11 protein-coding genes are annotated in these 13,438 nt (G+C 57.6%); 9 read left to right on the top strand and 2 right to left on the bottom strand.

Annotated features, from left to right (window positions below; genetic code table 11):
• Positions 1–53 precede the first annotated feature (53 nt).
• Positions 54–1,412 carry an efflux transporter outer membrane subunit gene (locus tag VI26_RS04670; protein WP_082150896.1) on the bottom strand — a complete coding sequence of 453 codons (1,359 nt, stop codon included), beginning with the start codon at positions 1,410–1,412 and terminating at the stop codon, positions 54–56.
• 131 nt (positions 1,413–1,543) lie between these two features.
• On the opposite strand from VI26_RS04670, the gene VI26_RS04665 reads away from it, so the two are divergent.
• The 9 genes from VI26_RS04665 (at position 1,544) to VI26_RS04635 (ending at position 12,050) form a co-directional block, all read left to right on the top strand.
• Complete coding sequence (locus tag VI26_RS04665) at positions 1,544–2,098, top strand: TetR/AcrR family transcriptional regulator (protein ID WP_053074229.1); 555 nt, start codon at positions 1,544–1,546, stop codon at positions 2,096–2,098.
• 24 nt (positions 2,099–2,122) lie between these two features.
• Entirely contained in the window at positions 2,123–3,256 is a 1,134-nt protein-coding gene (locus tag VI26_RS04660; RefSeq protein WP_053074228.1) for an efflux RND transporter periplasmic adaptor subunit, read from the top strand.
• Positions 3,253–6,336 (top strand): efflux RND transporter permease subunit, encoded by a 3,084-nt coding sequence (locus VI26_RS04655; RefSeq protein ID WP_048408598.1) that lies wholly within the window; start codon positions 3,253–3,255, stop codon positions 6,334–6,336. The genes VI26_RS04660 and VI26_RS04655 overlap by 4 nt, the downstream gene beginning before the upstream one ends.
• A 446-nt stretch (positions 6,337–6,782) precedes the next feature.
• Positions 6,783–8,351: a diguanylate cyclase gene (locus tag VI26_RS23620; protein WP_082150885.1), complete on the top strand. Its 1,569-nt coding sequence runs from the start codon at positions 6,783–6,785 to the stop codon at positions 8,349–8,351.
• A gap of 238 nt (positions 8,352–8,589) precedes the next feature.
• Entirely contained in the window at positions 8,590–9,009 is a 420-nt protein-coding gene (locus VI26_RS25295; RefSeq protein WP_082150884.1) for a very short patch repair endonuclease, read from the top strand.
• Positions 9,006–10,226, top strand: a complete 1,221-nt coding sequence (locus VI26_RS04645; RefSeq protein ID WP_048408597.1) for a DNA cytosine methyltransferase — start codon at positions 9,006–9,008, stop codon at positions 10,224–10,226. The genes VI26_RS25295 and VI26_RS04645 overlap by 4 nt, the downstream gene beginning before the upstream one ends.
• Positions 10,223–10,879 carry an Eco29kI family restriction endonuclease gene (locus VI26_RS23610; protein ID WP_082150883.1) on the top strand — a complete coding sequence of 219 codons (657 nt, stop codon included), beginning with the start codon at positions 10,223–10,225 and terminating at the stop codon, positions 10,877–10,879. The genes VI26_RS04645 and VI26_RS23610 overlap by 4 nt, the downstream gene beginning before the upstream one ends.
• Positions 10,880–11,286: 407 nt before the next feature.
• Complete coding sequence (locus VI26_RS04640; RefSeq protein WP_048408596.1) at positions 11,287–11,667, top strand: hypothetical protein; 381 nt, start codon at positions 11,287–11,289, stop codon at positions 11,665–11,667.
• 23 nt (positions 11,668–11,690) lie between these two features.
• A complete protein-coding gene (locus VI26_RS04635; protein WP_048408595.1) occupies positions 11,691–12,050 on the top strand; it encodes a hypothetical protein in 360 nt (119 codons plus the stop codon).
• Positions 12,051–12,576: 526 nt separating this feature from the next.
• On the opposite strand, the gene VI26_RS04630 is transcribed toward VI26_RS04635, so the two are convergent.
• Entirely contained in the window at positions 12,577–13,266 is a 690-nt protein-coding gene (locus tag VI26_RS04630) for a Crp/Fnr family transcriptional regulator (protein WP_048408594.1), read from the bottom strand.
• Positions 13,267–13,438 lie beyond the last annotated feature (172 nt).

Here is a 13,438-nt window from a genome sequence, read left to right as displayed (position 1 = left end):
ACCAGCCCTTCAATGACTCAAGAGAGATGAGAACGGTTGGAGCAACACATGAATTAAATCGCGCCGGCAAACACTCTTCGCAAATTCACCGCCGCCGCCCATCGGGCACCCTCCGCCTGGCTCACTTCATCCTGTGCATGCAGATAATTACGCCGGGCATCCAGCACCGCGCTCTGATCACTCATCCCCGCATCGAACATCCGTCCCGCGTGACTGACTGCGACATTCCCTGCGGCCTCAGCCTTCCGCCACTCCCGCAGCGAGACCTCAGAAGCGGTCCACTGCACGAGTGCCGACTCCGCATCCGCCAATGCTTGCAACATGGTCTTCTCATACTCAGCCATCGCCTCCTTGGCGCGGGCCTCCTGTATCTTGATATTGCTGCGAATACGGCCCCCATCAAGAATGGGCAACGATAGCGAGACACCATAAGCAAGCACAATTTGCGGAGACGCCCCTCCACCAACGAGCGCCGTCCTCTCACGCGATCCAGCCCAATCGATCTGCAGCTTTGGGTACACCTCTTTACGCGCCACTCCGACACGAGCCAATGCGCCATCCAGGGCCCTGGCTTGGCGCAACACATCAGGGCGTCTTTCCAGCAATTCTCCAGGTAGCTTCAGGGCCGGAGGCGGAGGGGCCTCACCCGTGGCAAGCAGGCCCAGCACCGGAGCTTCTCCAACCCCCAGCAGCACGGCCAGCTGGCGATGATGTACTCGCCGTTGGCCATCCAACTGCGCGATGGTTGCCTGTTCTTGTGCCAGCTCAGTCCTCCAGCGCTCGACTTCCAATGCCGTGGTCTGGCCTGCGATGAACTTACGCTGGGCAACTTTAAGCTGATTTTCCGCCACCAGACTCGCCTGTCGACGCAGCTCCACTCTTTGCGCCAAGGTGCGCAATTCAAAATACGCAGCAGCCACATCGGCGGCCAGGGCGATCTGCGCGGCTTCCAGCGCATGTTGGCTTGCTTGGGCATCCGCTTGGCTTGCGTCGACCGCTAATGCTCCACGACCAAATAGATCCACTTCCCAACTGGCGCGCATGCCAACGCTGCTACGCTCAGTTTTTGGATCAAGACCATTATTCCTGCCGCGCTGCGCACCCGCCACGGCGTCCAGTTGCGGACGGCGATCCGCCTGTGCCCTATCGGTCAATGCGCGAGCCTGCTCCAGACGAGCTGTTGCGATCCGCAAGTCTCGATTCGATGCCAGCGCAGTCCTGATCAGATCATCCAGCTCATGAATGCCAAAGCCATGCCACCAGTTGCTCGCATCGCTTCCCTTACTGTCGCTCACAACTTCGTTCCACTTAGCCGGCACCGCGACTGAGACTTTTCCAATTGATGAACTTGGCTGCATTGAGGTGCAGCCCGTCAAGCTCAGTACGGCACACGCGCCCACACTAAGTAGCATCTGACGAGTGATGCGCGGGGATCCAAAGCCCGAGACAGAAGATTTGGGATGCATCCGATAACTCCATGATTGACTAGTTGATTTCAACTACTATACTATACGTACAGTACAGTGAATGTAAAGGAATTATCTTGCCCCCGTCTAATAGCACCAACTCTCGCGACACTATCCTTGATGCGGCCGCCGCGATTCTGACCAAGCATGGCGTTAGCAATGTAAGCATCCAGGCAACCGCCACCGCCGCAGGCATCACTAAAGCGGGTCTGATTTACCACTTCAAGACGCGTGACGAGCTTTTGAGCGCGCTGCTTGAACGCATGGTGACTGAGCTGGATGCACAAATTGGCATCCCTGTCTCAGACCAGCCCCAGATCGTCTCACCTCAGGCCAAGATCGCCGAGTTAGTGGACTTTACCTTCGACATGCCCGCTAGCCAGAAACAATTGCTCGCCAATATGTTGGTAGCTGCCACCGCACACCCGCACCTGCTTCCCCAGGTACAGGCATTGTTTTCCCGCGGCTATGACGCCTTAGGCCGCAGCCCTAATCCCGCGCTCTTTCAACTGTTGTCATTAGCCATGGATGGCTTGCTGCTGCTCGAATTGCTCCAACTACACAAGTTCACGCCAGATCAGCGCGCGGCTATGCGAGAGACGCTACTGGAGTTGGCGCGCGAATTGCCTTAACCCCCGCCCACTTGAGATTCAGTCATGCATTTACAACACTCTTTGCCTTCAATCAGCGCCATAACCTTAGCTGTGGCGGCATCCGCTTTCATGCTCAGCGCCTGCTCCCAATCCACGCAGCCTGCAACAGCGCTACCCAAAGTAGTCAAAACCGAGATTGTCGGCACGGCTCAGACCCAAGCAGCAAGCAACAATTTTGTTGGCACTCTGCGTGCTCGTCAGCGTAGCGACCTGAGCTTTGAAACTGCTGGCCGCATTGTGGCTATCCAAGTAGAAGTAGGCGATCGCGTGCGCGCGGGCCAACTACTCGCACGCTTGGACGAGGCCCCCGCGCGCTGGCGATTGGACAAAGCCGAAGCCGACCGCGCCGCCGCGGCGGCCACGCTCACGGAACGCAGTGCCCAGCTAGAACAGCAACAGGCACTGGCTCGTGACAAAATCATCTCCCCCACGGCCTTACAGTCCACGCAAGCCGCCTACCAACAGGCCCGCAGTCAACTGGACGCGGCCAACGCGGCCCTTTCCACCGCCCGGCGCGACCTAGCCCACAGCCGGATTACCGCCCCCTTTGACGGCGAGATCGTGGCTCGCCAAGCACAGCCGTTCACTGATGTGGCAGCAGGCCAGAGCATCTTGCAAATTCAGTCTGGCAACCAACTTGAAGTCGTTGCCATGCTCCCGGAGTCGGTTACCGCCTCCCTGACCCCCGGCAGCAGCGCACGCGGCAAAAGTGGGAACGAGACCTTTCCGCTATCGTTGGAGCGCGTGTCTGCACGCAGCGACAATGGCTCTTTGGTGCAGGCAATCTTCCGCTTGCCGAAGGCACCGGCTTCATTGCGTAGCGGGGGCGTGATTTCCGTGGAACTGCCCAATCCGCACCCAACCGACAAAATCAGTCTGCCCGCATCGGCGATCTTGCCGGCCTCACAACCGGGGCAAGCCGCGGTTTTCGTTCTGACCCCCGCGGGCAAGCTACAACATCGCACCGTCCACACCAGCACTGGCATGCAAAGCGGCGGCCGCATCACCATTACCCAGGGCCTCGCCACGGGTGAGCGTGTGGTCGTAGCCGGTGCGGCTTTTCTACATGAAGGTCAGCCCGCCAAATCCTACTCGTCGGAAACCTTGCTCCCATCCGCACAAGGAGCCGAGCGATGAGATTGACCGAAGCTGCTCTCAACAATAGTCGCCTGACCTTTTTTGCTGCCTTATTAGTCTTGGTAACCGGGGTGTTCACCTTTCTGAGCTTCCCGTCGCAGGAGGAACCTTCCACCACAATCCGAGACGCAATCATTTTTGTCTCCAACCCGGGCATGCCGGCCGAGCGCATGGAACAGCTAGTGGCGCGCCCGCTGGAAGAAAGACTGCGCCAGCTGCCTGAAATCAAGCACGTGACCAGCACGGTTCGATCAGGCAGCGTGGCGGTACGGGTTAGTCTGCGGGATGAAATCAAGGACCTGATTCCGGTGTGGCAGCGCATGCGCGCCAAAGTGGGCGAAGCCACCCCATCGTTCCCTGCAGGGACATTGCCGCCGCAGATCAATGACGATTTCGGGCGGGTTGCCATCGCCTCGATCGCCATCACCGCCCCAGGCTTCTCCATGAGCGAGATGCGCGAACCGCTCAAGCGCCTGCGTGAGGGCATCTACGGCATCAAGGGAATTCAGGGCGTCAGCTTCCACGGTTTGCAGGACGAGCGGATCTACATCGAGTTCGATCGCAATCGCCTGGCAGGCCTGGGGCTGGGCACCAGCGCGGTGATACAGCAACTTCAACAGCAGAACGTGGTGCTTTCAGGCGGCCAAGTGGTCATGTCCGGCCTAAACGCAGCGGTTGTTGCTTCCGGCGAAATACGCTCGATCGAAGCGCTGCGCAATTTCATGCTGACGCCTCCTACCGGCCCTAACGCGGTAGCGTCCACCGTGCGCCTGGGAGACATCGCCCAAGTGAAAGTGCTCCCCGCGGACCCTCCGGAGTCCGCAGCCATCTACCGCGGAGAAAATGCCGTGGTGCTGGGTGTTTCCATGCGCCGAGGCCAGAACATCAAGGAACTGGGCAAGGAACTCAAGACACGGGTAAGCGAACTGCAAGAGCAACTGCTACCCACTGGATTCATGCTGGACTACGTCTCATTCCAAGCCGACGTGGTTGAGCATGAAATGGGCAATATGAACAGGGTGATGGAAGAAACCATCCTGATCGTGATGACGGTAGTGGTGCTGTTTCTCGGGTGGCGAGCAGGCATTATTGTTGGCAGCATCGTACCGCTGACCATCTTGGCCACGCTGCTGGTGATGCGCTCTCTAGACATCGAACTTCACATCGTATCGATGGCGGCGATCATCATCGCGCTCGGCCTACTGGTTGACAATGGCATCGTCATCGCCGAGGACGTAGAGCGGCGCTTGGCCGCTGGAGAGGAACGCAAGTCTGCCTGCATCCAGGCCGGTAAAACCTTGGCCATTCCTCTGCTGACGTCCTCTCTCGTCATTATCTTCGCCTTCTCGCCATTCTTTTTTGGCAATACCACGGTCAATGAGTACCTCCGACCACTCGTGGTCGTAGTGACGCTGTCATTGCTTGGCTCCTGGCTGCTGTGCCTGACCATTACGCCGCTGCTGTGCTACTACTTTCTCAAGGCCGGTCACCACGACAACGATGCCCCAGCGAAAGACAGCCGCTTTTACACCGCTTATGCCCGAGTCATCCGCAAAGTACTAGACCACAAAGGCCTCATGCTGGCGGGCATGACCTTGCTGTTTGTCTGCTCCATGGGTCTGCTGTCGCAAGTGCCCACAGGCTTCCTGCCGCCCTCGGATCGGCCGCAATTCCAGGTCGTTGTCGAGCTGCAGCCCGGCAGCGATGCCCGCAGGACCCAAACCGTTGTGCGCGATCTCAGCCGCTGGCTGAGCGATAAGAAAGCGAACCCCGAAGTCACCACCAGCATCGGCTATGTGGCGGATGGCGGCCCCCGTATCGTCCTGTCGCTCAACCCGCCATTGCCCGCCTCCAATATCGGCTATCTCACCGTCAGCGTTCGCGATAGCGATGAATTGGAAAGCATGATCCAGCGCACCCAGCAATGGATGGCCCGCAAGTACTCCGACGTGCGCGTGGATGCCAAGCGCTTCTCGCGCAGCACCAACGATGCCGGCCTAGTGGCCTATCGGATCAGTGGGCCGGACGAAGCGGTATTGCGCAATATCGGTCAACAAATCCAAGCGGCGCTGCGCCCGCTGCCGGGGCTGGTGCAAGTCCGCAATGACTGGGGACCACGCGTTCCTCGCGTGGATGTTGAAATCGACCAACGCAAGGCGCGGCGCCTGGGGATCAGCAGCGAAGATATCGCAACCGCATTGGGCATGCGCTATACCGGCGTGGAAGCCTCCGTGCTGCGCGACGGAGATACGCTGGTGCCGATGATCATCAGGGGTAGCGGCGCCGAGCGAGCCCATCCGGAAGATTTGGCCAACACCCTCATCTACCCGGCCAATGGCGCGGCGCCGGTGCCCTTGTCAGCAGTGGCAAGCGCGTCGCTTGCGTCCGAACCGTCAACCATCATACGACGCGACTTGGTGCGCACGCTCACCGTAGAAGGACGCAGCACCACCGCCACCGCGCAGCAGACGGTTGACCGCGCGGCACCGAGCATCAAGCAAATCAAGTTGCCACCCGGCTACCATATCGAGCTGGGAGCGGAGATAGAAGAAGCGGCGGACTCCAGCGCTGCATTGGAGAACTACCTGCCGCATGCGGTGGTAGCCATGCTGCTGCTGTTTATCTGGCAGTTCGGCTCCTTCCGGAAATTGACACTGATCGTAGGCATCATCCCGTTTGCCATGATCGGCGTTGCCCCGGCGCTGCTGATAGGCGGAGAACCCATGGGCTTCATGGCCAACTTTGGCTTACTCTCCCTGGCGGGCATCATCGTCAACAACGCTGTTTTGCTGCTTGAACGAATCGAAGTGGAACTGGCCACCGGCAAGCCTATACGCGATGCGGTGGTAGCGGCGGCGGTGGCACGTCTTCGCCCTATCGTGATGACCAAGCTCACATGCGTAGCCGGCTTGGTACCGTTACTGATCTTTGGCGGCAGCCTGTGGGCCGGCATGGCCTTGACCATCATGGGAGGCCTGCTGCTGGGCACGCTGATCACCCTAGGCGTGGTGCCGGTACTTTATGAGCTGCTATTCGGCGGCCGGCTGGCAAGTTGGCTGCAGCGCCGTAGCCATCAGTAATGAAAGCGCCAAGAGGCTGCCATAGCCTCTTGCATCCCTCCGAGGCCTTCACCAAGGCCTCGGAACTTCTCTTCAGAGCCCAATCCGCTCCCCCCTCCTCCACCGACCCTCAGCCGTAGACCCTGCTTACGATCTGCCGCGCGTCACGGGCGCCTTACACGGTGAGTACCGCTTCGAAATGCGGATATACCATCGACACATTCCGCTTTCTCAGCCGTTTTCGCCTTGTCTCGCGAGATCGTGAACACGCTCTTAGTTGAGCACGGCAAAACCATGGCAGCGCAACGACAAATAATTACAGCAATCAAAATTAAAATACCATAAGCATCAACAAGAATTTCCCATCGCTATCCCGCTAGTCAGCCACATCGACTCAACATCCTCCAACTTGCATTTTTTCACCACTGGGTACAAACATTAAGTAACACCCTCCCATTGGTTCCACCATGAAAAGTCACTCCTTTCGCTTTCTGAGCAATTTTCGTTTACAGCTAAGCCTTGTTTTTGGAGGACTTTTTCTGCTGGCCACCCTACTGGATATTGCAATAGAGCCTTTTTTGAACGAGACCTTAATCGAAAACAAGGGAGAGGCACTGCTAAGCACTGCACAAATCATCTCCAAATCACTCGATATGGAATTGCTTCAACGCGAGCAGAAGCTTAGATTGCGAACTCACAATAAAGCATTTTCCACTACCTCCATCAGGAGCCAAGCACTAACAAACGAACTCGTCCAGATAAAACAGGAAAACCCGGACATCAAATGGCTAGGCATCATCGCTGAAGACGGAAAACTGGCCACCGCCATTGGCACCAAACCTTCACCCTATATAGAGTACGCCGTTTCAATTTATGATGACGCAGGAGCCTTGCGTGGCACACTGGTCGCGCAGAATTCATGGTCCTGGGTATCGGCCATGATTGCCGAACTCTTACCTCGAAATAGCGCTGAATACGCAACACAGGTGTTTATTGTCAATCAGCAAAACATAGCACTCTTTTCAACAAGCGCGGATGAACCAACAACACTACCGGCGCCGCTTGTCAATCAACGCTATCGCCAGGAAGATTGGCCGGACGGCACAAACTATCTCTATGCCGAAGCCAAAATAGAAAACCCTGCCAAAAAAGGCTGGCGTGTTCTTATCCGTGAATCTCCACCTCAATTCCTGGCCTCATTTCACCGGCTCCGCTCAGAACTCACCCTGCCCAGCTTGATTATTACCCTTTTACTGGTTGTTTTGGTTTACCGCATAGCAGCATCAATCAGCAGCCCGCTGGAAGCGCTTGTAAGCACCGCACAGCGCATCAGCGCAGGAGAGGAACATGTGGAGTGGAAAATAGACGCCTCTTCACATGAGTTTAATAAACTCTCCTTGGCGATACGCCAGATGGCCACCACCCTGCTGGCGCGCCGCGGCGAACTGGCCGCCATCAACGCCAGCCTGGAGAAAAAAGTGGAAGAGCGCACCGAAGCGCTAAGCGAAGCCAACCGCCAACTGGCCGAACGCGCCACGCTGCTGGAACAGATGGCGCGCAGCGATGCGCTGACCGGCCTGGGCAACCGCATGGCCGCCGCGGAACGGCTGACCGCGGAATACCAGCGCTTCCGCCGCAGCCATGCGCCCTATTCAGTGCTGCTGATGGACGCCGACCACTTCAAGCGCGTCAACGACACCTACGGCCACGCGGTGGGCGACCAAGTGCTGCAACAGATTGCCGCCACCCTGCACAGCGTGGCGCGCACCACCGACTTTGCCGCCCGCTACGGCGGCGAGGAATTCCTGCTCCTGCTGCCCGACACCGACGCCGAAGGCGCCATGGTGCTGGCCGAGCGCGTGCGCACGGCGATATCCGCCGCCTCCGACACCGTGGCCGGCGTCATCACCGTCAGCATAGGCGCGGCCAGCGCGCAGGAAGAAGACGACACCCACGAAACCATCGTCCAGCGCGCGGACGAGGCCTTGTATCGGGCCAAGGCCAATGGGCGGAATCGGGTGGAGGGGGCGGGGTGAGGGGAGGATGCGTGGCAATGCAGCCACAGCACAAGCCCATGAAATCCTCCGTCACAAACTAGTAAGGGAGAGGGGCTACTGTTAGAATCACCGCCTTAAGTTGCCTTCAGCGCTTAGGGCTCTGATCGAAACCACCATGGAGCTCTCCATTCAGGAGGGCTTTTTTCATGCTAAAGCCGCAATCCATCTGTAGCGCTCACTTGCGTGTCTAACCTCGGAATGCGCTAAGCTAACGGCCATGGATACGCTTACACCCAAGGAGCGAAGCCAACGGATGGCGAGGGTTCGCTCTGTGGATACCAAGCCTGAAATGTTCGTTCGGAAACTCATCCACGGCATGGGATACCGGTATCGCCTACATTGCCGCGATCTACCAGGTAAGCCTGATTTGGTTTTCCGATCTCGAAAAGCCATTATTTTTGTACATGGCTGTTTCTGGCATCGCCATGAGATGTGCTCTCTGGCCAGAATGCCAAAGTCACGTGTCGAGTTTTGGTCGGCAAAGCTCGAGGGAAACCGACTAAGGGATGCCCGCAAAATCGCGGCATTGCAAGCCTCGGGTTGGCGAGTCCTCATAGTTTGGGAATGTCAGTTGAAACTCAAGGAACAACTTGCCGAACGCTTACGGCAGTTCCTTGATGAAGGGGAAACAAGATGAAATGTGTTGAGTTGTTCGCTGGCGCGGGAGGACTCGCAATGGGCGTCCACCTCGCCGGTTTCGAGCCTCAGGCCGTTGTCGAGTGGGACAAGTGGGCATGCGACACAATCCGAGAGAATGGTGCTCGTGGGTATCCTCTGGTTGAAGGATGGAACGTGGCTGAGGGCGATGTTCGCCACTTCGACTGGTCTGGCCTGGGAGATGGGATAGATCTCGTCGCGGGCGGCCCACCATGCCAACCATTTTCGATGGGAGGTAAACACAAGGCCCATGATGATAGTCGAGACATGTTTCCCGCAACGGTGGATATCATTCGTAGGCTACGTCCGCGCGCATTCATCGTGGAAAACGTGAAAGGCCTGACGCGCTCATCCTTTGCTAACTATTACCAATACATTCTGCTTCAGCTTACCTTTCCCGAGATTGGAAGACTCGGCTCCGAAGGTTGGTATGAGCACTTTCTTCGCCTCCAGAAGGAAAAAGCATCCGGAAACGCCTTTAACTCGGGCCTAACCTATAATGTTGTTCCAACACTGGTGAATGCGGCGGACTATGGCATTCCACAAAAGCGGGAACGTGTTTTTATCGTCGGTTTCCGCTCTGATCTAGGCATCGAGTGGTCATTCCCCAAAGCCACACACAGTTTTGATGCCTTGCTATACGAACAATGGGTAACTGGTGAATATTGGGAACGGCATTCCATTCCCAATAATATGCGGCCACTCCCCCCGGAGAAACTCCAATCGCGCATCAACAGCCTTGAGTTTTTACCACCCGAAACTCTCCCATGGCGGACTGTTCGTGATGCATTATTAGGCCTACCCGACCCGCGCAGCAAGAAAGCAAAACATATTGCCAACCACTTCTTTCAAGATGGCGCGCGAGTATACCCCGGTCACACCGGCAGTCCACTCGACCTGCCTGCAAAGACCTTGAAAGCGGGAGCTCATGGAGTACCCGGCGGGGAGAACATGCTAGTCCATGAGGATGGATCGGTTCGCTATTTCACAGTCAGGGAAGCCGCTCGCATTCAAACCTTCCCCGATGGCTACCATTTCCATGGTTCATGGACTGAAACAATGCGACAGCTCGGAAACGCGGTTCCCGTGATGCTGGCTCGCGTCGTAGCATCCAGTGTCGCCGAACGCCTTCTTGTTTCCCAGATGCTAGAGCTTGAGGCTCAGTTGTCCAAAAATAAAACAAAGGGTGTCGCATGACCGCAGAAGTCATCCCATTCATTCCATTCAACCCACTCGACAAGAAAAATCTAGGCGCTTCGGTGGCCGAAGCCCTTCTCGCAGGCAAAATTTATCCACTAGATAATCTTCCCAAATTTCGTGGCGCGGGCATATACGCAATTTATTATTCTGGAACATTTTCTCCATACGAAGAAATTGCCAAACGGAACCAGCAATCCAAGCAAATTCCGATTTATGTTGGCAAAGCAGTCCCCTCTGGATCTCGTAAAGGAGGGGAACCCGCCGTTAACAGTAAGGCGGGGAAAGCTCTACTTAGCCGCCTATCAGAGCATGCGGAAAGCATCCGCGCGGTTGACAACCTAGATATAAATGACTTTACATGTCGCTTCCTAGTCGTGGAAGACATTTGGATTCCTCTAGGCGAATCATTACTGATTGCTCGGTATTCGCCAGTATGGAACTCCTTGGTAGATGGATTTGGCAACCACGATCCCGGAAAAGGACGCCATAATGGTAAGCGACCACGCTGGGATGTACTTCATCCAGGACGTGACTGGGCCGCAAAGTGCAAAGATAGGCCTGAAACATCCGAAGATATTATCAGGGAAGTTGAAAGCCACCTGAGGAACATGACCTTCCCAACCTCTGACAAATTCATCCTTCCAGAATAAATAAAAACGGCGATAATACATATCGCCGTTTTTATTTTTATAAGTTCAGCCCTAACCCGACTATCTCCTGTTTTAACCATATCGGCGAACTAGGCAACTGGACACCCAAGACGTTCAAATCAATGCCCCCACCTTGACGCCCCCTCCCAGCCTGTTTAGGCTTGGTCCCGCGTCGTGCTCAATCACACGGCGCAGGGCTGGTAAACCCAAAACTGACTTTCCCGCAGACTCAACAGTCCGCTTTGGCACTGTTACGTCTGCTGCCACGCCGTACCCATTCGGGGCGGGCCGTGGCAGGGAATCCGAAAGGATTGCCGGTCACTGGAAAGTCAGCCGGTTTTGCCACCTTGTCACGTGCCTGCCCTAGCCTCGCCTAGGCAGGTTTCCAAACTGACATGGAGACCGTGATGACCTTCGCTACTTTTCCTTCCGCTCTTTCCCCTCCCGCCTGCCCGCTGTGCGCAGGAGAACCGCACGACCCCAACAGCGCCGCGCCGCTGGAACAGCTACGCCTATGCCTGCATCAACTGCCGTCCGCCGCTGGCGATATGGTGGCCTTGGGCGCGCTGGGCCGGCAGTTGAGCCGCAGCCACGCCGAGCTGGATGCCCTGCTCTTGCAAGGCACGATCGATCTGCGCGCCGCCCACCTGAGCTTGCAAGCCCTGCTCACTCTGCTGCAACGCCGCGACGAGCCGCTGCTGTTCAGCAGCGAGGAAGCGCTGGCCTTGCTGGAGCCGGTGCAGCAGCGTTTGCAGCTGGGGCTGCAGCGCATCAATCGCGTGTTTTGATCTGTCGGATGGGGAGCATTGCCATGATGAAGCTATTGAAGCAGCACAACGACGCGCTCAAGCGCGCCGCGCGTTTGCTCATTGTTTATGAGGCGCGCAGCGGCGTAGTCGCCTTGGCGGACGACTGCCCGGCCCATCCAGCCAATTCCACGGCCATTCTTCAGGAGATCCAGCTGGCGCTGGCGGAGTTTCGCCGTTGGCAGCAACGTTATGGCGAGCAGGAATACGCCCGCGCCGCCATCCTGGCGATGTGGGCGTCCGGCGCATGGAGCAACCGCGATACTTGCGCGCGGCTGTGTTATCGGCAGGCGGGGTTCAGCAATATGGCGCTGGCGCGCCAGGCCTTGGTGGGAGCGCCGCCGCCGGAGGGGGCGCCTCCCTGAACGGGCACGATGCGTACCTATCCTGAAGCGCTGTAAATACGCGGGAAACCACGAATCCCACGCGCGCAGGCTCTCTTCAAGCCTGCCGCCGGCTGGTCTTTAGAGGTGGAGGGGATATTTGGCCAAGCCACTATCTCCTCCCTGCTTGACTCCCTCGCGACGGTGCTTGCCTGGCTCGGTCAGGGCGGAACCGGCCCTGAACCATCATCCGCGCAGTGGATCCAATGTCTTGAACAACGATCTCTCTCGGAAAGATCGTAAACAGGTTCTAAGAACCTGTTTACGATCTCGCGAGCTAAGGCGAGGCAAGGCGAAAATGGCTGAGAAAGCGGAATGTACAGGTGGTACATGAGCATTTCGAAGACGTTTTCAACGCTGTATCGCCGACGCGCAGCAGATCGTAAACAGGTTCTAAGAGCCGCTAACAAAACCGCGCAGCGTACCTGAGCCAAGGCGCGCCGACGCAGGCAGTACGAGTAGTACGACAAGGAGGCGCAACGCAGGATCAGGGGTTTTGTTAGTGGCTCTAAGCGCAGTTGCCGAAGGCCTTCAGCCGCTCCACATCCACCAAGGTAATATCGCGCCCATCCACCTGGATCAGCTCCGCCTCGATCAACTGGTGCAGCATGCGCGAGAAGGTTTCCGGCGTCAGGTTGAGCCGGGACGCGATCAGGCTTTTGTTCACCGGCAGCGATACCTGCGGCGTGAGGCTGCCGCCGTCTTCCGGGATGTGTTGCAGCAGATAACCAATCACCCGCTGCAAGGAGCTTTCGATGGAGTAGCGCTCCACGTCCCGCACCAGGCCGTGCAGGCGCAGCGACAGGCCGGCCAGCAAGCGCCGGGCAAACGCCGGGTCGTGGTCTATCGCTTGCAGGATGCCGGCCGCTTCCACTTTCAGCAGCATGCCGTCTTCCAGGAACTGCGCCATCACCGGGCAGGGCCGGCCCAGGAACATCACCGCCTCGGCGAAGCTCTGGCCGGGGTGGATGATTTCCATCACTTTTTCACTGCCCTGCGCCGAGGACAACGCCAGCTTCACCCGGCCGTACACCACCAGGAACATGCCGTCGCAAGGGTCGCCCTTCTGGAAGATCACCTGGCCCTTGAGACCGCGCAGTTCTTGGGTGTGCGGCACCAGCGCCTGGATTTGCTCCGGGGACAGTTGCTGGAACAGCGGCTGGTGGCGCAGGAAGGATGGGATGTCCAGATGGCTCATGACGGTTTGGCTCGATGATGGGGTAGGTTCTCACTATAAAAGCGCGCTCCGCCAAGGACCATGGGCCATTGGCAGCAGCCGCCTAGTTCGATGTGATTAGAGCCGCCAACAAAACCGCTGATCCTGCGTTGCGCCTCCTTGTCGTACTACTTGTACTGCCTGCGTCGGCGCG

It is taken from the genome of Chromobacterium sp. LK1, assembly GCF_001043555.1.
Taxonomy (GTDB): domain Bacteria; phylum Pseudomonadota; class Gammaproteobacteria; order Burkholderiales; family Chromobacteriaceae; genus Chromobacterium; species Chromobacterium aquaticum.
Note: the sequence above shows the minus strand (reverse complement) of the source record. Positions and strands in the feature narration are given on the sequence as shown.